The following is a 23994-nucleotide window of genomic DNA, read 5'->3' as shown; positions in this document are numbered from 1 at the left end:
GTAGCTACGCGGTGCTCAGGTAGGTGGTTACGCGGTTGTGTGGCTGCGCGGTGCTCAGGTAGGTGGTTACGCGGTTGTGTGGGTGCGTGGTCAGCGGGATCCCTCCAGCAGCACTTCGGCGACGAGTTCGGGGGCGTCGCTCATCGGCAGGTGCCCGCAGCCCCGCAGCAGCCTCACCCGCTGCCCCGACCATCTGGCGGCCCGTACGGCCTGCCGCCGGGGCAGCAGCCGGTCGCGCTCACCCCAGGCGATCGTGATCGGCGTCTTCGGCGGCGCGGGGGGCATCAGCCAGGCGAAGGAGTCGAGGGTGTCGTCGAACCCGGGGGCGTCCCGCAGCGCCTGGGCCCCCGCGCGCACCGCCTCCGTGGAGAGCCTGGACGGATGGGCCACCAGCATGCCCACCGAGATCGCGTGTCCCAGCGGGTGCTCCAGGGTGACCGGGGCCTGGCGCGGGAGCACCGCCGTGGCAGAGGCCCTGAGCGCCCTGAGCACGGCTCGCGCGTAGACGAACTCGCTCCGGTTCCAGAAACCGGCGGGAGAGATCGCGGTCGCCGTGCGGACCACACCTCTCGACGCCAGTTCGAGGGCGACGTAGCCGCCCATGGAGTTGCCCGCGACGTGTGGCTCGCGAAGGTCGAGCGTCGCGCAGAAGGACTCGACCGCGTCAGCAAGGGTCTCAGCCGTGTACGGCGAGCCAGGGGGCAGCGGCGGGGAAGCGCCGAAGCCGGGGAAGTCGACGGCGATCACGTCCCGCTCCTCGGCGAGACGGTCGAGCACCGGCAGCCATGCCTGCCAGTGGTGCCCGATGCCGTGCAGCAGGACCAGGGGCGTTCCGGTCCCGCGGCGTTCGAAGGCCAGATCCATGTCCCGAGTGAAGCACCGATCGCGGGCATCTCCTAGCGTGCTCCGGCGGGTCCCGGCAACCAGGGCAAGCGGGACGTGAGGGGGGCGGACGAGTGGTGCCGCGACCGGGAACGTTCACCGGGTCGCGCGCCGTTCGAAGGCACCGGACATGTCCGTGTCGGCACTCGCCGTACCGGCGCCTGAAAGCACCACGAACCCGGCGAAGACACACACCCACCCCGGCAGACGAACCCAGGACGAACAAGCGCGGGACGTGAAAGCCCGGATCAGCCGCACCCGCCGTATTGGTGCCTGAAAGCACCACGAACCCGGCGAAGACACACACCTACCCCGGCAGACGAACTCAGGACGGCCAGGCGCGGGGTATGAAAGCCCGGATCAGCCGTACCGGCACCCGGAAACACCACGAACCCGGCGAAGACACACACCCACCCCGGCAGGCGAACTCAGGACGAACAAGCGCGGGGCATGAAAGCCCGGGTCAGCGGGCCTTGGTGGGGATCTCGAACCAGACGGCCTTGCCCTCCCTGGTGGGGCGCGAACCCCAGCGTCTGGCGAGCTGGTCGACGAGGTAGAGGCCCCGCCCGCCCTCGTCGTTCTCCCCCGCGCTGCGGATGCGGGGAAGGCGGAGGTCCTGGTCGAAGACCTCGACCCAGACCGACTCCCCGCCCCTGCGGAGCCTGAGGGTGAACTCCTTCTCGGTGACGACCTCGTCCTCGAAGCCGGGGACGTCCCAGGAGTCCTCGAACGAGAAGGGGACGGTGGTGTCGACCATCAGCTCGTGACGCGGGACGCTGGCGTTGGCCGCGTGCAGCACGACGTTGGTCACCACCTCGGAGACCAGCAGGCAGGCCAGCTCGGCGCGCTCCTCGGGGACGTTCCAGCCGCTGAACGCCTCAGCCGCCATCCTGCGGGCCTCACCGACCATGATCGGCTGGGCGGGGAAGGTGCGCTCCTCGACGTCGAGCTCGTCGCGGGCGGACCTGACGACCAGGATGGCCATGTCGTCGTCGATCTCGCCGGGCACCGCGACCGTCGCGGCGTCGGCGATGTTCTCCACCGAGTCCTCGGAGATCTCGATGAGCTTGCCGAAGAGCGTCGCGAGGGTCTCCTCGTCGCTGGGCGGCTTGGCGTCGGCGTCGCGCACGGGACGGCGGTCGACGAGACCGTCGGTGTACAGCAGCAGCGCGGCCCCGGCGGGCAGCGTCCGCGTCTCCTCCTTGTAGACCAGGTCGGCGTTTATGCCGCGGGCGCGGACGCCGAGGGGCTTGCCGACCTCCTCGATCTCCAGCTCGGAGCAGGTGCCGTCGACCAGGAGCAGCGGCGGGGCGTGTCCGGCGTTCGCGAACGACAGCTGCCGCGACCAGGCGTCGTAGACGAGGTACTGGCAGGTGACGATGGGCGGCACGCTGATGTCGGCGCCGCTGTCGTCCCACTCGGGGGTGGCGATGCTGTGCGTCCAGTCGTCGAGCCTGGCGAGGATCTCCGCGGGCGGCTTGTCGTCCTGGGCGAACGCGCGCAGCGCGGCCCGCAGCTGGCCCATGACGGCGGCGGCCTTGGCCCCTCTGCCCTCGACGTCGCCGATGACGATGCCGACCCGGCCCGCCGACAGCGGGATGACGTCGTACCAGTCGCCGCCGACCTGGGTCTGGATGCCCTGGCCGTGCGAGGCGAGCGGCGCCGCGGGGTAGTAGCGGACCGCGATCTCGAGGCCGTCGAGCTCGGGCAGCGGCTGGGGCGGCAGCAGGTTCTTCTGGAAGGACTCGGCGGTGTGCCGCTCCTCCTCGAACAGCAGGGCGTTGTCGACGGCCAGCGCGACCCGGGTGGCGATCGCCCCGACGAAGTCGCGGTCGAAGGCGTCGTAGTGCGGGCTGCGCCGGTCGGTCAGGTTGGACAGGCCGAGGTACATCAGGCCGAGGACCTCGCCGCGCACGCACAGCGGCGCCACGATGGCCGAGGTCATGCCGATCTCGGCGGCGAGGCGGGTGCTGCCCTCGCCGGGACTCGGGTAGTTGGTCTGGGAGAAGTCCTCGACGAGGATCGTCTCCTGGCGGCGCAGCGCGATGTCGGCGTAGTGGCCGGTCGGGTAGCGGATCTCCGCGCCGAGCGGGGCCCAGGTGTTCGGCGGCGGGCTCCAGCCCTGGACGTGGCTGGAGACCTTCCTGATCAGCCGGCCGCCGTCCATCAGCTCGATGAAGCAGTGGTCGGCGAACTGCGGGACGAGCATCTCGGCGACGCGCTTGAGCGTCTCCTCGACGTACAGCGAGCCCGCGAGCCGTTCCCCGATCCGCTCGAGCAGCCCGAAGCGGTCCTTCTCGCGCTCGTTGCTGCGCAGCGCCTCGCGGGCGGTGATGACGATGCCCGTCACCGAGCCCGACTGGTGCCGCAACGGCACAGCCTGGGCCCGGACGTAGATGATCGTGCCGTCTCCGCGCTTGACGTCGAAGGTGCCCTCCCAGACGCCGCCCTTGAGCACGTGTTTGGCGAGCTCGACGGCGAGCGGATGGTCCTTCTCCATGATGCCGAGAGAGCGCGACTGGTCGCGGGCGGAGGGGCCCGGCCTGCCGAACAGCCTCTCGGCGAAGGGGTTCCAGTAGACGACGTTGCTGAAACGGTCGGTGACGACCACCGCCATCTCGGCATGGTCGAGAACCGAGCTTGCCGAGAGGTGGTCGGCGGCGTCCTGTGAGAGATCCCCCCACCGTTTCATCCGGTGACCACCCCTTGGGGACGGCTGTGCACAAAGCGAACCACGGTTGCTCCTGCTGCGGTCTCGGCAGGGGAGTGGAGGGTCTCCCGGGGGGAATTCAACCAAGCAGAGAGGGCTTGGTCAGCGGGTGGAGACGAAAACGTGCGCGGCGATGTCTCGCGGAAGGTCCGCCAGAGTATTCTCCGCCTCGTCGTCACCTGTCACCCGCACACCGTCGTCGCTCGCCGCGAGCGTTACCTCGCGTCCGGGTTGTATCCCAACTTGCTTGAGTTTAAGCATCACAGCCGGATCACTTTGCACTTGTTCGCTAATTCGGCGGACGACGACGGGTATATCTCTGGGTCCGGCCAACGCGGCCATCGACGGCAGCGACTGCCATCCGACGCCCGTGAGGCCCGCGACCCCCAGCTCCTCGAGGCCCGGGATGGGGTTTCCGTGCGGGTCCTCCGTCGGGTTGTTCAGCAGGCTGACCAGCCGCGCCTCGACGGACTCGGACATGACGTGCTCCCAGCGACACGCCTCGACGTGCACCTCCTCCCAGGGCAGTCCGATCACCTGGGTGAGCAGGCACTCGGCGAGGCGGTGCTTTCGCATGACGCGCGTCGCGAGTGTGCGGCCCAGATCGGTCATGGTCAGGTGGCGGTCTCCCTCGACCCTGACCAGGCCGTCGCGCTCCATTCGGGCCACCGTCTGGCTGACGGTGGGACCGCTCTGCTGAAGCCGCTCGGCGATTCGCGCACGGAGAGGGGTGATCCCCTCCTCCTCCAACTCGAAGATCGTGCGGAGGTACATCTCCGTGGTGTCGATCAGGCCGTGTGCGGTCAAGGCTCCTCCCGTCCTATCTCGTTCCACGCCCGTCGCGGTGACCTCCCCCGAGGGGCGGCAAGGGCAGGAAACTTCTCAGACTCCGACCCTATTGCGAGATCCACCCACGATGGCCATGGACGGCAACACCGGTGACCGCCAAATCCTTCCCGGCCTGCTCAAACGTTCCCCACGGCAGCCCGGTAACTCCTGAAAGCCGGTACGGCCAGCCCGACGGCGAGCACCGCGACGGCGCACGCGATCCCGCCGCCCACCCAGGCGCCCGTCGCGCCGAACCAGACAGCCGTCGCACCGGCCCTCAGATCCCCGAGCCGGGGACCGCCCGCGACCACGACCATGAACACGCCCTGCATCCGCCCGCGCATGTCGTCCGGCGCGTGGGTCTGCAGGATCGTCTGCCGCCACACGGCGGAGACCAGGTCCGCCGCGCCTCCGAGCGCGAGCAGCGCGACCATCAGCCACAACTGGCCGGCCAGTCCGGCCAGGGCGACGCTGACCCCCCAGGCGGCGATCACGATCGTCAGCGCGAGGCCCTGACGCCGGATCCGGCCGACCCAGCCCGACAGCAGGCCTCCGACGACGGAGCCGATCGAGACGCTCGCCGCCAGCCAGCCGAACGCGAGCGGCGAGCCGCCGAACCGCTCGGCGACGATCTCCGGGAACAGCGCCCTGGGCAGCGCGAAGGCCATGGCGATGATGTCCACGACGAACGACATCATCACCACGGGGTTGCCCGAGATGTAGCGCAGGCCGTCCACGACGGAGCGGAGGCCGGGACGGCTGACCTCGCCGACCGGTTCGAGCCGCGGCAGCCTCAGGGCGGCGTAGAAGCCCGCGCCGAACAGCAGGACGTCGATCAGGTAGGCGACGGCGACGCCGCCCTGGGCGAGCACGACGCCGGCGACCAGCGGGCCGATCACGGTGCCGAGGTTGCCGACCAGGAAGTTGAGGGTGTTGGCCGCCGGGACGAACTCGACCGGGACCAGTCTGGGGATGATCGCCCCTCTGGTCGGCCCGGTGATGGCGAACCCCGTGGCGTGCACGGCCACGGTGGCCAGAAGGAGGCCGATGTTCGCCATCCCCAGGGCGGCCTGGACCAGCAGCCCGACCGTCGCGGTCCAGGCGATCAGCGAGCCGACGATGAGCAGCCTGCGCCGGTCGACCGCGTCGGCGACCGCCCCGCCCCACAGGCCGAAGATCACCAGGGGGATCAGGTTGGCCGGGCCGAGCATGCCGACCCAGAAGGACGACTTGGTCACGTCGTAGATCTGGGCGCTGACCGCCAGCGAGGTGATCTGGAAGCCGATGAAGGAGACGCCCTGTCCCATCCAGAGCCGCCGGTAGGCCGGGACCCTCAGTGGACTGGTGTCCACGGCGAGCCGCCGTACGAAATCCCCGAACCCCACGCATCCCCCTCAGCCTGCCGGACATAAGGGGATATATCAGTAAAGGCAGGGTAGCGGTGTCAGGGGGCCAGGCGTTCGACGGTCCATGAGGCTCCCGAGCGACGGTAGCGGAGGCGGTCATGCATGCGGTCGAGCTGCCCCTGCCAGAACTCCACCTCGGAGGGCACGACCCTGAACCCGCCCCAGAAGTCGGGCACGGGCGGATCCTCCGGCCAGCGCTCGGCCAGCTCCGCGTACCGGTCGTCCAGCTCCTGCCTGGAGTGCACGACGGCGGACTGCCGCGACGCCCACGCTCCGATGCGGGACCCGTAGGGACGGGACTTGAAATAGGCGGCGGACTCCTCCCGAGGCAGCCGTACCACCCACCCCTCGACCCGGACCTGGCGCCGGATCGAGTGCCAGGGGAACAGCAGACTGGCCCGTGGGTTCTCCGCGAGGTCGCGGCCCTTGCGGGACTCGTAGTTGGTGTAGAAGACGAACCCGTTGTCGTCGTAGCCCTTGAGCAGGACGGTTCTGGCCGTCGGCCGCCCGCCCGCCGAGCACGTCGCGACGACCATCGCGTTCGGCTCGGGAAGCTCGGCGGCCACGGCGTCGTCGAACCACCGGGCGAACTGGGTGACGGGGTCGGACGCGAGGTCCGCCTCAAGCAGAGGAAGACCTTCGTAGGTGCGGCGAAGCCCGGCGAGCGAAGGCGGGCGCGAGGTGGCATCCACGGGAAGGTATTCTCCCGTGCTTGACGGAGAGCATGCGCACCGCCCCCACCTGGGACGATCGCGTTCCGGTGGGTCCGGCGGCACGCCACCGAGCCCCAGGGGGTTGAATATGACCCGCCGGTATCTCGACATCAAGGCTTTGACTTCAAGAAAGGGAGGCGGCCGAGAATGTCCGACTTCAAACCCGGGCTCGAAGGCGTAGTAGCCTTCGAGACGGAGATCGCGGAACCGGACAAAGAAGGGGGCGCCCTCCGTTACCGGGGCGTCGACATCGAGGAGCTTGTCGGTCGCGTCTCCTTCGGAGACGTGTGGGGCCTGCTCGTCGACAACAAGTTCCAGCCGGGCCTGGCCCCGGCGGAGCCGTACCCCATTCCTGTCCACTCCGGTGACATCCGCGTCGACGTGCAGAGCGCGCTGGCCATGCTGGCCCCCGCGTACGGCTTCCGCCAGCTGCTCGACATCGACGCGGAGCAGGTCCGCGCCGACCTGGCGCGCGCCAGCGTGACCGCCCTCAGCTTCGTGGCCCAGTCGGCGCGCGGCCTCAACCTGCCGATGGTTCCGCAGAGCGAGGTCGACAAGGCCAACAGCATCGTCGAGCGGTTCATGGTCCGCTGGCGGGGCGAGGCCGATCCCAAGCACGTCAAGGCCATCGACGCCTACTGGACGTCCGCGGCCGAGCACGGCATGAACGCCTCCACCTTCACCGCCCGGGTCATCGCCTCCACCGGGGCCGACGTCGCCGCGGCGCTGAGCGGTGCGATCGGCGCCATGTCCGGTCCGCTGCACGGAGGCGCCCCCGCCCGCGTGCTGCACATGATCGAAGGCGTCGAGAAGCTCGGCGACGCCAAGAAGTGGGTCCAGCAGGAGCTCGACAGCGGTCAGCGGCTCATGGGCTTCGGTCACCGGGTCTACCGCGCCGAGGACCCCAGGGCCCGCGTGCTCCGCCGTACCGCCAAGGAGCTCAACGCGCCGCGTTACGAGGTCGCCGTCGCTCTGGAGCAGGCCGCCCTCGAAGAGCTGCACGCCCGCAAGCCCGACCGGGTGCTCGCGACCAACGTCGAGTACTGGGCCGCGGTCATCCTGGATTTCGCCGAAGTCCCCTCCAACATGTTCACCTCGATGTTCACCTGCGCCCGCACCGCGGGCTGGGCCGCGCACATCCTCGAGCAGAAGCGCACGGGCAGGCTCGTCCGCCCCAGCGCCAACTACGTGGGCCCGCCGCAGCGTTCGATCAACGACGTCCCCGGCGCCTCCGAGGTCATCGGCTCCTTCTGAGCCCACGGACCCGTGCCCTCACGGCTGTCGCGCGTCCCCTCGCGCGGCAGCCGTTTCGCGTTCCCGACGCCCCGCGGGGGGCCGCGGGGGGCGGCCTCCCCGTCTCGCCCGGCGCGCCACGCCCGTCTCAAAATCCGGACCCAGGGCGGGAGCGACCGGCGGGCTCAGTAGGCTGTTCAGGTGGCTGACATCGTGATTCCCTCTGACATCAAGCCCGCCGACGGCCGTTTCGGCTGCGGGCCCTCGAAGGTGCGACCGGAGCAGCTCTCAGCTCTGGCCGCCTCAGGATCCAGCTTGCTGGGCACCTCTCACCGCCAGAAGCCCGTCAAGTCGCTCGTGGGCCGCGTCCGCGCGGGCCTGCGGGAGCTGTTCTCCCTCCCCGAGGGATACGAGGTCGTCCTCGGCAACGGCGGCACCACCGCGTTCTGGGACATCGCCGCCTTCGGCCTCGTCCGTGAGAAGTCGCAGCACCTGCACTTCGGCGAGTTCTCCTCGAAGTTCGCCTCCGTCGTGGCGAAGGCCCCGTGGCTGGGCGAGCCGACCGTGATCAAGTCCGAGGTCGGCAGCCACCCGGAGGCCCGCCTCGAGGAGGGCGTGGACGTCTACGCCCTCACCCACAACGAGACCTCGACCGGCGTCGCGATGCCGATCAGGCGGGTCGGCGAGGACGGCTCGCTGGTCCTGGTCGACGCGACCTCGGGCGCGGGCGGCCTGCCGGTGCAGGCGAGCGAGTTCGACGTCTACTACTTCGCCCCGCAGAAGAGCTTCGCCTCCGACGGCGGTCTGTGGATCGCCCTGATGTCCCCGGCCGCGCTGGCCAGGGTCGAGGAGATCTCCGGCAGCGGCCGGTACGTCCCCGAGTTCTTCAGCCTGCCGGTGGCGATCGACAACTCCGTCAAGGACCAGACCTACAACACCCCGGCGGTCTCGACGCTGTTCCTGCTCGCCGACCAGATCGAGTGGATGAACGGCAACGGCGGCCTGGCCTGGACCACCGCCCGCACCGCCGACTCGGCCCAGCGGCTCTACACGTGGGCGGAGAAGACCTCCTACACCACGCCGTTCGCCGCCCCCGAGTTCCGGTCGAACGTGGTCGGCACCATCGACTTCTCCGACGAGGTCGACGCCGCCGAGGTCGCCAAGGTCCTGCGCGCCAACGGCATCGTGGACACCGAGCCCTACCGCAAGCTCGGCCGCAACCAGCTGCGCATCGCGATGTTCCCGGCCGTCGACCCCGACGACGTCGAGGCCCTGACCAGGTGCATCGACCACGTGGTCGAGCGCCTGTAGTCAGCCGCCCCGAGAAGGAGCGAACGGCCACGACCGGCTCGGCGGCCACGGACGCGCCGTCCACCGGTTCGGCGTCACCGGCCCGCCGTCCACCGGTCTCCGTCGTCCGGAGCGCCGGCACGGCGGGCGGTGACGCCCGCCCGACCGGCGCCTCCGGACGGCGCCTCCGGACGGCGCCTCCGGACGGCGTGCGGCGCGGTGACGCCCGCCGGCGCCGCGCCCTCGTCATGAGCGGGTCAGAACTCGTCCGCGCCCGTGACCTGGGCGATGGGAAAGACGTGACGGGAGGCGGCGCAGACGGTCTCCAGCGTGTGGACCGGGGTCCCGTCGTCGCCGTAGCTCGCACGCAGCACCTGCACGACCCATTCGCCGGGGTCGAGCAGCAGGGTCTCCGCCTCGAACCCGACGGGCGGGCGGGCGACCAGGTGCTCCTCCGCGTGACCGAAGCGGTGGCCGAGGGCCTCGATCCCGGCCTGCAGGGTCGGCCGTACGAAGTCCGGGGCGCAGATCGGCGTGCCGCCGAAGACGTCGAGGCGGAAGTAGCTGGTGGCGATCCGCACCGGCACGTCGTCGGCGAGCAGCAGTTTCCTGCGGGCCAGGACCTCGGTGCCCGGCTCGACGCGCAGCGCGGCCGCGACGTGGTCCGAGGCCGGCTCGGGGCCGACATGGAGCATGCGGCGGCTCGGGCGGATCCCCTGCGCGCCCGCCTCGGTCATGAAGAGCGACGCCGACCCCCGTACGGCGGGCTGGGTGGGCAGCGCGCGCCGTACCGTCACCCGGGGGACCCTGGACATCGGAAGCTCTCCGTCAGGCCCCTGAGGCCCCTCTGGGAGCCTGTCAGCGGCCTCTCCCGTCGCGCCCCAGGCGTCCCAGGGCTCGTCCGCGACGTCCCTCGCTCCGGCCGAGGCCATCTGCGACACCCGTCCCGGGGTCACGCCGAGGCTCCGCGCTATCGCGTCCTGGCGGACCCCCGCGGCCCGCGCCTCCGCGACGGCGGTGCGGCGGAGCCTGGCCAGCTGGGCGATCAGGTCCTGCTGCTCCGCCATCACGCGACTGATCGACCTGGCGCGTTCGACCGGGTCGGCGATCAGGGCGAAGTCGTCGGGAGTTTTTTCTCGCACGAGTGTCCGTTCCAGGGGAAAGCCGTCGTCAGAGCAACTTTAGCTCCCCTAAAGCGGGCTGCGGGAAAGGCCCGGCGGCTCGGCGGCCGGGGCTCGGGAGGAGGGGGTCAGTAGGCGGGGGCCTGGGAGCGTCTGCGGCGCAGGAACCAGGCCGCGACCACCCCGCCGACCAGGCCGAACAGGTGTCCCTGCCAGGAGATGCCCGCCTCCCCGGGAAGCACTCCCCAGATGATCGAGTAGTACGCCGCCGCGACGCCGACGCCGATGACGATGTCGAGGACGCGACGGTCGAACAGGCCTCTGGCGAGCACGAACCCGAAGTAGCCGAAGACCAGGCCGCTCGCGCCGACCGTGACCATGTACGGCGAGCTGGTGAACCAGACGCCCAGCCCGCTGACCACGATGATGATCAGGCTGGCGAGCAGGAACTTGCCGAGTCCGCGCAGCGCGGCGAGGAAGCCGAGGATCAGCAAGGGCAGCGAGTTGGCCATGAGGTGGCCGAACCCCGCGTGCAGGAAGGGCGCGAGGAAGATGCCGCCCAGTCCCTCGACGTTCCACGACCTGATGCCGTACGCGTCGAAGTCTCCGGGGAGGACGTAGTCGGCGACCTCGACCGCCCACATGACCGCGACCAGGACGATGACGAGCATCGCCGCGCCCGCCGCGCCCGCCGCCAGGTTCCCGGCCCTGCGCCTGAGCCGTTCGCCTGAGGACCGCTCTGTGGGGGAGAACCGGGTCCCGTGGTCGTTCAATGCACTCTCCTGGCCTTCGGAGCGGTCGAGTGGAGGTCAAGTGCCCCCGCCGCACCCGTCCACACCTTTACCGTACGCACTCCAGGCCGGAAACGCGCCGGGGGCGACCGGTTAGGTCGCACCCGGCACGAGAGGGCTACTCGCCCCTCCACTGGGGGGCGCGCTTCTCGGCGAAGGCCGCCGCGCCCTCCATCGCGTCCTTCGAGGCGAACACGGGGTTGATGATCTCCGCCTGCCTGGCGAACATCTCCTCGTGGCTCCAGTCAGCGGACTCGACGATCACGCGCTTGGTCGCGGCGAGCGCCAGCGGGGCGTTGGCCGCGATCCTGGCGGCCAGCTCGGCCGCCTTGGCCAGCGCCTCGCCCGCGGGCGTGACGTGGTTGACCAGGCCCACCTCGTACAGGCGCGAGGCCGGGAAGTGGTCGCCGGTCAGGGCGAGCTCCATCGCGACGTGGTAGGGGATGCGCCGTGGCAGCTTCATCACGCCTCCCGCCGCGGCGACCAGGCCGCGCTTCGGCTCGGGCAGCCCGAACCTGGCCTCCTGGGAGGCCACGATGACGTCGCAGGCCAGCGCCAGCTCGAAACCCCCGGCCAGGGCGTAGCCCTCGACGGCGGCGACGATCGGCTTCCTCGGCGGCGACTCGACGATGCCGCCGAACCCCCTGCCCTCGACGTGCGGCAGGTCGCCCTTCAGGAAGCCCTTCAGGTCCATGCCCGCGCAGAAGGTGCCGCCCGCTCCGGTCAGCACGAGGGCGGAGACGTCCGCGCGCTCCTCCAGCTCGTCCAGGGCCGCGGCGATGCCCCTGGCGACCGCGCCGTTGACGGCGTTCCTCGCCTGGGGACGGTTGATCGTGATGACGGCGACGCCGCCGTCGACGTCGACCAGAACCTCGTCAGACACCGGTGACTCCTACTTGGGCTGGAAGCGGATGCCGCCGTCGAAACGGATGACCTCGGCGTTCATGTAGTCGTTCTCGATCACCGAGCGCACGAGGTGGGCGAACTCCGACGGCCTGCCCATGCGCTTGGGGAAGACCACGGGGGCGACGAGCTTGGCCTTGAACTCCTCGGCGTTGGCGTTGAAGCCGTAGATCGGGGTGTCGATGATGCCGGGGCAGATCGTGTTGACGCGGATGCCGACGGCGGCCAGGTCCCGCGCGGCGGGGACGGTCATGCCGACGATGCCGCCCTTGGACGCCGAGTAGGCGACCTGGCCGGTCTGGCCCTCGAGCGCCGCGACGGAGGCGGTGTTGACGATCACGCCGCGCTGGCCGTCGTCGTCGATCGGCTCGGTCTTGGCGACGGCCGCCGCGCCGATGCGCATGAGGTTGAAGGTGCCGATCAGGTTGACCTCGATGACCTTGCGGTAGGAGGCCAGGTCGTGCGGCGAGCCGTCGCGGTTGACCGTACGGGTGGCCCAGCCGATGCCCGCGCTGTTGACCACGACGCGCAACGGCCTGCCCGTCGCGACGGCCGCGTCGACCGCCGCCTGCACCTGCTGCTCGTCGGACACGTCCGTCTTGACGAAGACTCCGCCGAGCTCGTCGGCGAGGGACTTGCCGCGCTCCTCGTTGAGGTCGGCGACGACCACGGTCGCCCCGTGCGCGGCGAGGTCACGAGCCGTGGCCTCGCCGAGGCCGCTGGCGCCGCCCGAGATGATTGCTGCTGCTCCGTTCAGGTCCATGAGCGGACTTTAACGCGGCTACCGAATGAAGTTCTACGCGGGGGGTTGAATCTCGCCGACGGCGCTGCCGACGTCGGGATACACCTTGATGCGCCGGTCGAGCCCCGTGGTGCGCAGGATCCTGGCCACCGGGGCCTGGGGGGCGGCCAGGCTGACTCCGCCGCCCTCTCCCGTGGCCAGCCGCCACGCCTCGATGAGCACGGACAGGCCGCTGGAGTCCATGAACGACAGCGCGGTGAGGTCGAGGACCAGCCGGGCGCCGTCGAGCTTGATGGCGTCACGGACCTCGTCTCGCAGAAAGGGTGCGGTGAACAGATCGAGTTCGCCCTCGACGGCCACCACCACGGCGTCACCGACGGCACGGCGAGCCAGCCGTAGCTTCATCAGTCCTCCTCGCCCATGAGGCAGACCCACTTTACTTCGCCATCACCGTATGTGAGGTCCTGCGACTCTGTGATCATTCACGCGGAGGGGAGGTAGAGCCATGAAAGCTGCATATCGCCCCTACCTCATTGGAGGTCACGCCAGGCGAGACTCCCGGGCGTCCGTCGCCCGGCTCGCCGCCGCTCCCTCTGACCCCGTTGTCTCCTCCACGACTCACGCGGATTTATACCGGAAAAATCACAGATAACACGGTCCAGAGGGCATAAATCGCTATTTCGGCGTGTCGCCGCGCATGGCATGCGTCACCGCCGATCGCCCGGCCTCCCGGCAGATCCCGTGATCAGACGCCTGACCGCGGTCAGGGTGGTGCGAAGCCGTAGGGCAGCTCCAGCCTGTGGGCGGCGAGCAGGTCGGCGTCGGCGAGGATCTCCCTGGTGGGCCCGTCCGCGGCGATCACGCCGCCGGACAGGATGAGCGCGCGATCGCACAACTCCAGCGCGTAGGGCAGGTCGTGGGTGACCATCAGCACGGTCACGTCGAGACTTCTGAGGATCTCGGCCAGCTCACGGCGGGAGGCGGGGTCCAGGTTGGACGACGGCTCGTCCAGCACCAGGATCTCCGGCTCCATGGCCAGCACGGTCGCGACCGCCACCCTGCGGCGCTGCCCGAAGGACAGGTGGTGCGGCGGCCTGTCGATCGCCTCCAGCATGCCCACGCGGTCCAGCGCGTCCTTCACCCGGCGCTCCAGCTCCTCTCCCCCGACCCCGAGGTTGGCGGGGCCGAAGGCCACGTCCTCCCTGACGGTCGGCATGAAGAGCTGGTCGTCGGGGTCCTGGAAGACGAGCCCGACCCGCCTGCGGATCTCCTTGAGCGACGCCTTGCCGACCGGCAGCCCGGCCACGGTCACCGTGCCGTGCCCGGCGGTCAGGATGCCGTTGAGGTGCATCACCAGCGTGGTCTTGCCCGCGCCGTTCGGACCGAGCAGCGCGACCCGCTCCCCGCGCCCGATCGTGAAGTCGACGCCGAACAGCGCCTGCGTGCCGTCCGGATAGGCGTACGCCAGACGGCTCACCTCCAACGACGACGTCATGCCAGCCCCCATGTCCCGAGCAGCGCCACCAGCGCCACGCCCGGCAACATACCGGCGACGAGCCACTGACGCGACGACGCGGACAGGTCCTGGATGACCGGCATCGAACCGCTGTAGCCCCGGCTGAGCATCGCCAGGTGCACCCGCTCACCGCGTTCGTACGAACGGATGAACAGCGCCCCCGCGGACTTGGCCACCACCGGGATGTGCCGCACGTCCCTGGCCGTGAACCCCCTGGACTCCCTGGCCACCCGCATCCTGCGCATCTCGTCGACGATCACGTCCATGTAGCGGAGCATGAACATGGCGATCTGCACCAGCAGCGGCGGCAGCCGCAGGCGCTGCGCGCCCAGCAGCATCAACCTGGGCTCGGTCGTGGCCGCGAGCAGCACGCTCGCGGCCACTCCCAGGGTCGCCTTCGCCAGGATGTTCCAGGCCGACCAGAGCCCCTCGGCACTGAGCGAGACCCCCAGGAGGGAGACGCGCTCACCCAGCCCGATGAACGGCAGCGCGACCGCGAACACCACGAACGGGATCTCGACCGCCATCCGCCGCAGCACGAACCCCGGCGGCACCCTGGCCACCGCCGCCGCCCCGGCCAGCAGCGCCGCGTAGAGGCAGAAGACCCACAGCCACTCACGCGGAGTCGCCACCACCACCAGCGCGAAGGCCGCGACCGCGGCCAGCTTGCACTGCGGCGGAAGCCGGTGGACGAGTGTGTCGCCCGCCCGGTAGAGCTGGTGCTGGTGGCCCGCGCCCACTAGGCGGAGACCTCGTCCCTGGCCGACGCCTCACCCCTGCTGCGGCGTCGCACCGCGAAGAACAGGCCGCCGCCGACGGCGAGGGTCACCCCGACGCCGACCAGGCCCGCGAGCCCGACCGGGATGTCTCCGGCCTCGCCGTAGTCGGCCAGCGGCTGGTCCGCCAGGGCGTGGTCGGCCGCCTGGCCGCTGAAGCCCTTGTCCTCGGCGACCCGCTCGAGGCCGTCGGGCGAGGAGGAGGCGTAGAAGCTGACGATCCCCGCCAGCAGCGCCGCGACCAGGACGCCCGCGGGCAGGAACCAGCCGATGCGGCGCGGAGCGCCCTGCGCCCGCGGCTCCCCGGTGACGACGGCCTCGCCGTCGGCTCCCCGCAGGACCAGCGGCGCGGCCAGGCCCCGCGCGCCGTACACAAGGTCGGGGCGGACCGCCAGCACGGTGCTGACCGTGACCGCGGTGATCAGCCCCTCGCCGATGCCGATGAGCACGTGCACGCCGCCCATGGCGGCGGCGACCGTGCTGACCTCGATGGGCGCGGTGCCCCCGACCCAGAACAGCAGGGCGAAGGTCACCGCCGAGACGGGCACGGAGATCAGGGCCGCGACGAAGGAGGCTGCGACCACCGCGCCCCTGCCCCGGCTCGCCTTCGTGATCAGGCGGAAGACGGCCCAGCCCGCCACGACGGCGACGATGCCCATGAGCGTGATGTTCACGCCCAGCGCGGTCAGGCCGCCGTCGGCGAAGAAGAAGCCCTGCACGAGCAGGACGACCGCGACGCACAACACGGCTGTGTGCGGTCCGACGAGTATCGCGGCGAGCGTGCCGCCGAGCAGGTGACCGCTGGTTCCGGCCGCGACGGGGAAGTTGAGCATCTGGACGGCGAAGATGAAGGCGGCGACCAGGCCCGCCATGGGCGCGGTCCTGTCGTCGAGCTCTCTGCGGGCGCCGCGCAGGCAGAACGCCACACCGGTGGCCGCGACGGCCCCCGCCGAGATCGACACGGCTGCGTTGAAAAAGCCATCGGGTACGTGCACCACAAGCCTCCGAAGTGCGAAATCCTTCCTACTTTAGGCCATGGGCTTGTACTTGCAAGATAGTGGCATTAACGAAACACCCGCCGGACGAACGACCGGGGAGTGAAGGTGCGCACCACCGTGCTGAGCCGTCCCTTGCCCGCGGTGGCGTACGGTTTCACACTGCGCCTGACCAACCCCCGCCACCACGTGCGCGGCGGCGCGATCGCCTCGGCCTCCGCCTCGATCCTGAAGCGCGCCGGAGGTCCGCCCAGGTCCAGCTCCAGGTAGGCGTCCCAGGTGCCCGGGCCCAGCCTGCCCAGCGCCTGCCTGGCGGCGAACGCGCCACCCGCCTCGACCTCGACCGGCTCGCGCCGCTCCCGCCCCGACCACCGCTCCCGCCACACCAGGTGGCGCACGGTGCGCGTCCCCGGACTGGCCGCGCCCACGCTGACCTCGCCGTCGAGCACCAGCCTGTGCCCGAGGGCCCAGCGGGCCCGGATCAGCCGCGCGTTTCCGGGGACGGTCACCACGTGCCCGCCGACGTCGAGGCTGAGGTTGCCGTGCGGCCTGGTGAAGTACGGCAGGGCCACGACGCCGCCGATCACACGGGGCACGGGCTGGACGATCCGCCCGTCCCGGTCCGCGCCGAGCCGCGCCAGACGCGTGACGCCCTCGCACTCGACGTTCAGGTAGACGTCCCAGACGCCGGAGGACAGCCCGGCGACGTCGACGACGCCGGTGAAGCCCTCGTGGTCGCCGGTCACGGGGAGCACCAGCTCGACGGGCCGCTTCGCTCCGCCGTCGCGCAGCCGCAGCACCAGGGCGAGGCCGCCCGCGACGAGCTCGGGACGCTCTTTCTGCTCCAGCGCGCTCAGCGCGACCCTGCCCGAGACGACCAGCCCGCCCTCCTGCTCCCAGTGGAGCCCGGTGAGCTCCCTGCGGACGACGGCCGACTCGATGTGCGCCAGCCGTACCAGGCGGTCGATGTCCCGCAGGGCGGCGAGGCGGCTGCGGTCGATGGGGCTGAGCCGGTCGCGGACCCCGTCGGTCAGCCACCGCTCGCACATGTCGGCCACCTCGGCGGCGATCTCCTTGCGCTGGCCCTCCTCCGCCTCGAGGAAGGGCCTGCCGAGGTTACTGAGGGCGTCCATCCGGAAGTGACGCCTGAGCAGGTGGTCGCGGAGCGCGCCGGGACGCACGTGACGGACCATCAACTCGATCGGCCCCTTCATCATCCGCAGCCAGGAGACCGGGTCGCGGCTGCCCGGCCGCTGCATGATGCTGCTGCCGTCGGACCTGGCGACCAGGTGGTAGCAGTCGTAGTCGGCGACCACCGAGATCACGCCCGCGTGACAGTAGGCGTGGGTGGTGAAGAACACGTCCTCACCCACCAGCAGCGTCTCGTCGAAACGGATGGCGTGCCGCTCCAGCATCTCCCTGCGGAACAGCTTGAAGCAGCTCAGGCTGTTGTAGACGGAGCTGTCCCCGAGCGCGATCCGCTCCGCGCTCTCGCGGAACATCGAGACCGGCGCCCTGCGGTCGTGCCCGACGATCTTCCCGAGGACCATGTCGGAGCCGTTGCGCTCGGCCATCGCGAGCATCCGCTCCAGCGCCTCGGGGCCGAGGTAGTCGTCGGCGTCGCAGAAGAACACGTATGCGCCCCGGGCGTGGGAGAGCCCCACGTTGCGGGGACGTCCCGCGCCGCCGGAGTGCTCCAGGTGGACGACTCTGATGACGCCCCGGTGGTAGGAGGCGTAGAGGTCGAGCAGCTCCGCGCTGCCGTCGGTCGAGCCGTCGTCCACGACGACGATCTCCCTGCTGACCCGCTGCACCAGCAGCGAGGTCAGACACCTGTCGAGGTAGGGACGGCAGTTGTAGACGGGAACGATCACAGTGACGTCTATGTCGGGGCGGCTCGCCTCCTCGCGCGCGCTCCCCCGCTCCCCCGCGGCCTCATCCCGCGTCACGATCTCGCACTCCCCCGCGGTCCGGCTCTCCCGCGTGGCCTGACTGCCCTGCCCCGTGCGGACTGGCTGAAGGATCGTCCCCGTCACCGCCGTGCCCCTCGTCGGTCACTCAAAGTTACGTAGCGTTTCAGTATGTGACGAAGAGCCGCCCGCGCGCGGCCGATCCGACGTCTTGGTCCCCTCACCTTCACGCCGCGATCGTCATGCGGGGGGAAAACATCCGGTCGGCGCGGTTTGCGCCCCGGCTTCCCCGGAGGCGTCGGGGGAGGCGCCGTGCCGGGATCCGGCTACACCCGCCCCTGCCCGTCTGGATGTCCGTCTGGACGTCCGCCTGGATGTCCGTCTGGACGTCCGCCCGGACGTCCGCCCGGACCGTCCCCCTCCGCGTCGCGCAGCGCCCTGGCCGCGCCGAGCAGGTGAGCCCGGTAACGGCGGCGCGCGAGCCGCACGAGGACGTAGAGCGCGACCGCCACGCCCAGCAGCATCGCGAACAGGTGCAGCGGGAAGATGAGCAGGGTGACGCTCCGGCCGGCCGTCCCGGCCGCCCCGGCGAGCGAGACCTCGGCGTGGCAGACGCACATCAGCGGCGGATCCGCCCACCGGACGGTGACGTCCCTGCTGGTCCCGCGCAGCACGGTGAAGTCGGGGAACGGGACCTCCCTTCCGTTCACCTCGACGCTCAGCCCCTCGCGGCCGAAGAAGTCGCGGTGCACGGTGCCCAGGTTGTCGACGGTGACCCCGAAGTCGACGGGACCGCCCATCGAGAACCCCGCGGAGCGCAGGGCCCCGACCCGCACCGAGGTGTCCACGGGCCCGGGAACGGTGACGTAGATCGGCGTGCCTATCGCACGGTTGATCTTGATGTTGTCGGCGCCGGTCTTCGAGCCGGGAGGCGCGACGAAGAGCACCGCGACCTGGTGCTCGCCGTTGTCCGGGTTCTCGGGAGGGGCGATCCGTACGGTGACCTGCCGGTCCTCGTCGGGAGCCAGGTGGAAGGAGGCCGGACTGACCTTGATCCAGTCGGCCGCCGAATAGGGGGCGTCCTCCGCGAAGACGATCTTCCCGTCCTTGTCCGCGGTGAAGCTCGTCCTGTTCACCACGATGTCGATCGGCAGCCGCCCGTCGTTCGAGACCTGAAACGTCTGGACACGGTCGATGTGCTCGGGGCCCACGAGAAGTCGCGTCGGACTCACCGTCAGGGAGAAGTCAGGCCTGGGGGCCGCGCCCGACGCCCCCGGCCCCACCGCCGGCACCGCGACGCCCGCCGTCAGAAGTGCGACGATCATGCGCTGAAGCCTTCCGGCCACTGCGCAGCCCCCCATTGCGGTCGTTGGACGAGTGATTGACGAAGGAGAAGCGGACTACAGGGTGGTCGCGACGTAGTTGAGCGTGCCGCTGTAGGTGTCCGGACGGACGAAGGGAATCGTGATCCGGTAGTCGTTGGTGATGATGTCGCCGCCGGGGTCCGATCTCGAGGTCTTGCGCGCCACCTCGAGGGGGGCGCCGGACGCCAGCGGGGTGAAGTCGCCCTGGGCGGGTCCTCGAACCTCGAGCAGGCCCGACGCGATGCGGTCGAGGTTGCCGGAGACCGCGCCGGCGAGGTCCACGGCGGCGGGCTGGACGGTCACGACGTAACCGGCGAAGTTGTTCGTCGTCACCCGCATCGTGACGGGAAGGCCGTCTCCTGCGGTCACCGTCTCGCCCGGGTTGCCCGCGAGGGTGAACGAGGGGGTCAGATCACTCAACGTGATCGACAGACCCACCTGGATGTTCGCCACCGTACTGTCGGAGTCGAAGTCCGCGCGGGCCGCCGACGCCTGACCGGAGACCCCTCCGACCGTCGCGCCGACCACGGCCATGGCCAGCATGAACGGTTTGATTCTGGACATTGCCGACATAAAGATCGATGACATAAAGACCCCCCCAAGATCTTTTTCACCGATAGTAGTTATGGGACAACGTGGAGTGCAAGCTCCATGGAGGTCGTGTTCTCGCCCTAGCGGGCGACTCGTGAATATATGTCCACAATTGATCCGAATGTCATATGGTCAAGAAAACGAAAAAAGGGATATCCGTCTACAGCAAGGGACACACCCACCGGCGAAATGAGGCCCTTCAGGCCCCTCTCAGGCCCCCGCGTTCCGTCTTGCCTCGATCTCGTCCAGGGCCGCCCGCCATGGCCGGGCGTCCGTACGGCCGTCCTCCGAGCCGGAGGCGTCCGGCCCCTCCTCGTCGAGGAGCACGCACACCCTCTCCGCGCGCAGGGTCTCCACGCTGCGGCGGAACGGCAGCCGGGAGGCGAGGGCGCTGTTGACGAACGGCACCACGACCACCGGGATGCCGAGGCCCGGGGCCTCCGCCATGAGACCGAGGGCGTAGGTGTCGGCGACGCCCTGGGCGAACTTGTTGACGGTGTTGTAGGTCGCGGGGGCGACGACGATCGCGTCGGCTCGGGGCGGCTTGGGCTCGTCCGGCCTGCGGTACCCGCTTCTGACAGGACGACCGGTCAGCCCCTCCAACTCGGGAACGTCGACGAAGCCCAGCGCCGACGGGGTGGCCACGACCTGGACGGCCCACCCCTCGTCCTGGGCCATCGCGATCAGCTCGCCCACCCCCACGGCCGAGGCCGCGGCGCACACGACCACGTAGAGAACACCCTTCCGCCCCGTCATCGGAGCCCTCCCGCGAGACCCGCCGGCACCGGGACGGCTCTCGCCGCGTCGTCACGGCCCGTGCCGGAACCTGGAGACCGGCGCGGAAGGGGAACCGGGGGCGGGGATGCGCTCATGGGCACCAGTCTCGGCCATCCCAGGATCGCGGAGCGGCCCCGCCCCCACACGCCGACTCCCCGGCCCTCACAGCCGCCCCCTTAAGCCCCACAATGGACAAAAGCCAACGAACCGGATGTTTCCCATCTCATGCCTAGCTAGTGTTAAAGCATGGGCACCACTCCACGCATGACCCTGCCGACCCAGCTCGTCCTCCGCGTCCTTCTCGCCGATCCCACACGCGAGATGTACGGGCTGGAGATATGCGCCGCCTCCGGCCTGGCGAGCGGCACCATCCACCCCATCCTCGCCCGCCTCGAGGGCGTCGGCTGGCTGCGATCGCGCTTCGAGGACATCGACCCCCACGAGCAGGGACGACCCCGCCGCCGCTACTACCACCTCACCTCGGACGGGGCCGAACACGCCCGCGCCGCTCTGGCCAGGGCGGGGACCAGGGCGACCGGCCTGCTCCGCCTGCGTCCGGACCTCGGTGGCGCGATGTGACCGTCGGGGACGCTCCGCTACGACCGGCGACGACCCGGCAGGGCACGACCTGAGCGCGGAGGCCGTCCGCCTGGACCGTTTGCTGACGGCTGACAGAGCCCACCGTCCTGAGCCGGTCCGGGACCGCCTGAGTTCTTCGTGGCGCGCCCGGGACATCGGACGCGAGCCGGATCGAACAGTCGAAACGGCGCGTCACACACCCCTCCGAGAGGGCGACCCGCGATTCGGAAGAACGACCGTGAAGGAACGGCCACTTCCCGGAAAGCACCCTCCATCAGCCCGGAAAGGGACTTTTCACTTTCCTCGCCGTTCGGTTTTCCATGCCGTTCTGTTATGAGACGCAACCTGTACGGCCGCCGGCCCGTCTTTTCACAGGAGGGCACATGGCGACACTCGACGACCTCGTGGACACAGATCTCCGCCTGGAGCTGATTCTCGTCGAGGCACTGCACACCGAGGCCGAGCAACTCGCGGCCGACTGACAGGCCGGCCCCGACTCCGGCGAGGGGAGCCGGGGCCTCTGTCCGTGTTCCGGCCGTGTTCCGGCGTGCGGATCGTCGTACGCGCCCACGTGGGCGTCCCCGGCCGCCCGCCGTACCCGAGTCGAACACCGGAGAGGACACCGTCGCCCTCGCGAGAGGCGGTGAGCGGACGGCACGACGGGCCAGGCCGATCTCGGCGCGCCGGCCGGCCCCGGACAGAGCCGGAAAATGTCGGTGCCCGGTGTGACACTCGCTCAGTATGAGCGACGATGTGCGGCTGAGGGATGTGGAAGAAACCGATCTCGAGCTGTTCCTGGAGCACGAGCACGACCAGGAGACGATTCAGCGGTCGAAGTTCGTCCCCCGGGAGCGGGAGGCCTTCATGGCCCACTGGGCCACGAGAGTCCTGGGAGACCCCACCGTCCTGGTGCAGACGGTCACCGTCGACGGCGAGCCCGCCGGCAACGTCGTGGCATGGTGGGATCACGACAGGCGCTTCATCGGATACGTGTTCGGTCGTCCCTACTGGGGCCGGGGCGTCGGCACCAGGGCGCTGACCCTCTTCCTTCAGCGTGAGAGGACCCGCCCGCTCTACGCCGATCCGTTCGTCGGAAACACAGCCTCGGTACGCCTGTTGGAGAAATGCGGCTTTCGACGCGTCGAGAAAGAACAGCACGGCGAGCACGAGCATGTGATGCTCTCGCTGACCGACGACGCCGAGGACCGGTCCCGCTGATCCGGCCTCCCTGAGCCGGCGCGTCCACTGGCCCTGACGGCCTCGACGGTTCTCCGATCTCTCACGTCCGCCGCGTCGTCGGAGGCGGGAGCGGGGGTCGTGCGCTCGTGCTGCCGCACGACCGTCGCGCGCTCATCGCGATGCCGAGGGATCCCCGATCATCGTGAGAAGGCACGGCGTCGCCTCCTCGAGCGAGGAGAAACAAGCGTCCGCCTCGACCAGAGCATCAGGTGCGTGGGTGGTGGCCACAGCGATCACGGCGCACCCGGCCGCCCTCCCCGCGGTTATCCCATGGGGTGTGTCCTCGATCACGACGCAGTCGGCGGGATCCGTCGCGAGGAGCTCGGCCGCTCTGAGATAACCCTCGGGGTGAGGCTTTGACCGCCTGACGTCCTCGCCGTAGATCTGCACCGAGGGCAGCGGGAGCGAGGCGAGCTTGAAGCGCCGGTGAACCGGGCCTCGGCTGCCTGAGGTGACCAGTGCCCAAGGGTGCCGCTCCAGCCCGCCCAACAGGGCTGCGGCCCCACGCGCCGCCGGGAAGGAGTCGCCTTCCCTGACCATCAGATCGTTCAACACCTTGCGCTCGGCGACGGGGTCCAGGTCGGGGGCGACGTCGAGGACGGTGTCCTCTGGGCGGCGACCGTGAGTCAAGCTCCACACCCGCTCTCCGTCCAGCCCGCGCATTTGAGACCAGGCGTTCCAGATTCGCCGGTGCGTCGCGCTGGAGTCCAGCAACACCCCGTCCACGTCGAACAGCAAAGCCTTGATCGCCATGGGTCAGAGGGTGCCACAGACAGCGGGCACGGTGTCCAGTGAGCCAGGCTGGGGACCACGAGATGTCATGCCCCTCTCGGGGTGGGTTCCGCCGGTCCGCCCGAACCACAACCGCCCTGACCGCGTCTCACCCCGTATGACCCGACGCTCGCTCATACGACTGATCGTGATGGCGCTCCTGCTGGGCGTGGCCCTCGCCGCGGGCGCATGGTGGACGCTGGCGGTGCTGGGAGACATGCTGTGGAGCGTCGCCCCGGTCATGCACCTCCCGCACACCGGCCCGTAGGGCCTCCGTCCAGCCGCCGCGCCGCCCCCTGGCCACGACACCGAGGAGACTCCTGTGCGCGACCCGGACGAGACGCTGGCCGCGCTCGACGACGTCCTCTCCGACTGGCACGGCTCACCGGACGCCATGACATGGACCGCCGACCCGTCACCGCCACCGCCGCCCCGCACCCTCAAGGGCACGTTGGCCCGCTGGGCATGGACGGCTGTCAAGGTCATCTTTTTTCTCCATGTGTGGATCGTCAGCGCACACCTCACCGTCAAACTCACCGCCGGGATCTGGGGCACTCCGGTGGCCACCGTCGTAGGCCTGGTCGGCGGCCTCGTCGTGGCGACTCTCGGCATGACTGCCGTCGAAACGATCAGGGAACGACGGAGGCGGGAACGCCCGTCCAGGCGGGAGGGCGACGCGTCAAGAAGATCCGATCGACCGAGCTCGTGAAAAAGACGGAGAGCGTAGGCTGGAATTCCAGAGAAAGGAAATCATGATGACGGCGATTCTGGTGCTTCTCTCCCCCCTCTTCGCTCTGGCCGTCTGGGCTGCCGTTTTCGACTGGAAACAGCGTCGCCGCCGCGTTTCTGTCAACGAG

24 protein-coding genes are annotated in these 23994 nt (G+C 70.1%); 6 read left to right on the top strand and 18 right to left on the bottom strand.

What is annotated here, in order from left to right:
• Positions 1–90 precede the first annotated feature (90 nt).
• From PKF00_RS35170 to pdxH, 5 genes are all read right to left on the bottom strand, one after another.
• Positions 91–864, bottom strand: a complete 774-nt coding sequence (locus PKF00_RS35170) for an alpha/beta fold hydrolase (RefSeq protein WP_271222034.1) — start codon at positions 862–864, stop codon at positions 91–93.
• A gap of 481 nt (positions 865–1345) precedes the next feature.
• Positions 1346–3574 carry an ATP-binding SpoIIE family protein phosphatase gene (locus tag PKF00_RS35165; protein WP_271222033.1) on the bottom strand — a complete coding sequence of 743 codons (2229 nt, stop codon included), beginning with the start codon at positions 3572–3574 and terminating at the stop codon, positions 1346–1348.
• Between the two features lie 120 nt (positions 3575–3694).
• Positions 3695–4399: an iron-dependent transcriptional repressor DtxR gene (locus tag PKF00_RS35160; protein ID WP_271222032.1), complete on the bottom strand. Its 705-nt coding sequence runs from the start codon at positions 4397–4399 to the stop codon at positions 3695–3697.
• 158 nt (positions 4400–4557) lie between these two features.
• Entirely contained in the window at positions 4558–5805 is a 1248-nt protein-coding gene (locus PKF00_RS35155; protein WP_271222031.1) for an MFS transporter, read from the bottom strand.
• Between the two features lie 59 nt (positions 5806–5864).
• A complete protein-coding gene (pdxH, locus tag PKF00_RS35150; protein WP_271222030.1) occupies positions 5865–6518 on the bottom strand; it encodes a pyridoxamine 5'-phosphate oxidase in 654 nt (217 codons plus the stop codon).
• Positions 6519–6686: 168 nt separating this feature from the next.
• Here pdxH and PKF00_RS35145 point away from each other — a divergent pair, with 168 nt between their 5' ends.
• A complete protein-coding gene (locus tag PKF00_RS35145) occupies positions 6687–7793 on the top strand; it encodes a citrate synthase 2 (protein ID WP_271222029.1) in 1107 nt (368 codons plus the stop codon).
• A 180-nt stretch (positions 7794–7973) separates the two neighbouring features.
• Positions 7974–9083 carry a phosphoserine transaminase gene (gene serC, locus PKF00_RS35140; protein ID WP_271222028.1) on the top strand — a complete coding sequence of 370 codons (1110 nt, stop codon included), beginning with the start codon at positions 7974–7976 and terminating at the stop codon, positions 9081–9083.
• Positions 9084–9319: 236 nt separating this feature from the next.
• On the opposite strand, the gene PKF00_RS35135 is transcribed toward serC, so the two are convergent.
• The 12 genes from PKF00_RS35135 to PKF00_RS35080 form a co-directional block, all read right to left on the bottom strand.
• Complete coding sequence (locus PKF00_RS35135) at positions 9320–10204, bottom strand: GntR family transcriptional regulator (protein WP_271222027.1); 885 nt, start codon at positions 10202–10204, stop codon at positions 9320–9322.
• Positions 10205–10311: 107 nt separating this feature from the next.
• Positions 10312–10956: a rhomboid family intramembrane serine protease gene (locus tag PKF00_RS35130; protein ID WP_271222026.1), complete on the bottom strand. Its 645-nt coding sequence runs from the start codon at positions 10954–10956 to the stop codon at positions 10312–10314.
• 136 nt (positions 10957–11092) lie between these two features.
• Entirely contained in the window at positions 11093–11857 is a 765-nt protein-coding gene (locus tag PKF00_RS35125; RefSeq protein WP_271222025.1) for a crotonase/enoyl-CoA hydratase family protein, read from the bottom strand.
• Positions 11858–11866: 9 nt separating this feature from the next.
• On the bottom strand, positions 11867–12640 hold the full coding sequence (locus PKF00_RS35120; RefSeq protein ID WP_271222024.1) for an SDR family NAD(P)-dependent oxidoreductase: 774 nt from the start codon (positions 12638–12640) through the stop codon (positions 11867–11869).
• 33 nt (positions 12641–12673) lie between these two features.
• Positions 12674–13024, bottom strand: a complete 351-nt coding sequence (locus tag PKF00_RS35115; protein WP_271222023.1) for an STAS domain-containing protein — start codon at positions 13022–13024, stop codon at positions 12674–12676.
• 358 nt (positions 13025–13382) lie between these two features.
• On the bottom strand, positions 13383–14114 hold the full coding sequence (locus tag PKF00_RS35110) for an energy-coupling factor ABC transporter ATP-binding protein (RefSeq protein ID WP_271222022.1): 732 nt from the start codon (positions 14112–14114) through the stop codon (positions 13383–13385).
• Positions 14111–14875: a cobalt ECF transporter T component CbiQ gene (gene cbiQ, locus PKF00_RS35105; protein ID WP_271222021.1), complete on the bottom strand. Its 765-nt coding sequence runs from the start codon at positions 14873–14875 to the stop codon at positions 14111–14113. The genes PKF00_RS35110 and cbiQ overlap by 4 nt, the downstream gene beginning before the upstream one ends.
• On the bottom strand, positions 14875–15906 hold the full coding sequence (locus tag PKF00_RS35100) for an energy-coupling factor ABC transporter permease (protein WP_271222020.1): 1032 nt from the start codon (positions 15904–15906) through the stop codon (positions 14875–14877). Before PKF00_RS35100 ends, cbiQ begins: the two co-directional genes overlap by 1 nt.
• Positions 15907–15974: 68 nt before the next feature.
• Positions 15975–17855 carry a glycosyltransferase family 2 protein gene (locus tag PKF00_RS35095; RefSeq protein WP_271222019.1) on the bottom strand — a complete coding sequence of 627 codons (1881 nt, stop codon included), beginning with the start codon at positions 17853–17855 and terminating at the stop codon, positions 15975–15977.
• A 287-nt stretch (positions 17856–18142) separates the two neighbouring features.
• The gene (locus tag PKF00_RS35090; RefSeq protein ID WP_271222018.1) at positions 18143–19141 is read right to left on the bottom strand and encodes a fimbrial biogenesis chaperone; all 999 of its coding nucleotides are present in this window, start codon (positions 19139–19141) and stop codon (positions 18143–18145) included.
• Positions 19142–19216: 75 nt separating this feature from the next.
• Complete coding sequence (locus PKF00_RS35085) at positions 19217–19744, bottom strand: hypothetical protein (RefSeq protein WP_271222017.1); 528 nt, start codon at positions 19742–19744, stop codon at positions 19217–19219.
• A 237-nt stretch (positions 19745–19981) separates the two neighbouring features.
• Positions 19982–20527: a flavoprotein gene (locus PKF00_RS35080; RefSeq protein ID WP_271222016.1), complete on the bottom strand. Its 546-nt coding sequence runs from the start codon at positions 20525–20527 to the stop codon at positions 19982–19984.
• 267 nt (positions 20528–20794) lie between these two features.
• Here PKF00_RS35080 and PKF00_RS35075 point away from each other — a divergent pair, with 267 nt between their 5' ends.
• Positions 20795–21127, top strand: coding sequence for a PadR family transcriptional regulator (locus PKF00_RS35075; protein WP_271222015.1), 333 nt, complete (start codon positions 20795–20797; stop codon positions 21125–21127).
• A gap of 741 nt (positions 21128–21868) precedes the next feature.
• On the top strand, positions 21869–22345 hold the full coding sequence (locus PKF00_RS35070; protein WP_271222014.1) for a GNAT family N-acetyltransferase: 477 nt from the start codon (positions 21869–21871) through the stop codon (positions 22343–22345).
• Between the two features lie 132 nt (positions 22346–22477).
• On the opposite strand, the gene PKF00_RS35065 is transcribed toward PKF00_RS35070, so the two are convergent.
• The gene (locus PKF00_RS35065) at positions 22478–23119 is read right to left on the bottom strand and encodes an HAD-IA family hydrolase (protein WP_271222013.1); all 642 of its coding nucleotides are present in this window, start codon (positions 23117–23119) and stop codon (positions 22478–22480) included.
• Positions 23120–23255: 136 nt separating this feature from the next.
• On the opposite strand from PKF00_RS35065, the gene PKF00_RS35060 reads away from it, so the two are divergent.
• Together PKF00_RS35060 and PKF00_RS35055 are read left to right on the top strand one after the other, a co-directional pair.
• Positions 23256–23405 (top strand): hypothetical protein, encoded by a 150-nt coding sequence (locus tag PKF00_RS35060; RefSeq protein ID WP_271222012.1) that lies wholly within the window; start codon positions 23256–23258, stop codon positions 23403–23405.
• 54 nt (positions 23406–23459) lie between these two features.
• Positions 23460–23846, top strand: coding sequence for a hypothetical protein (locus PKF00_RS35055; RefSeq protein WP_271222011.1), 387 nt, complete (start codon positions 23460–23462; stop codon positions 23844–23846).
• Positions 23847–23994: the final 148 nt, after the last annotated feature.

The sequence above is a fragment of the Streptosporangium carneum genome, from assembly GCF_027922005.1.
Classification (GTDB): domain Bacteria; phylum Actinomycetota; class Actinomycetes; order Streptosporangiales; family Streptosporangiaceae; genus Streptosporangium; species Streptosporangium carneum.
The sequence above is the reverse complement of the archived record's forward strand: the minus strand, read 5'-3'. Positions and strand labels throughout refer to the sequence as shown.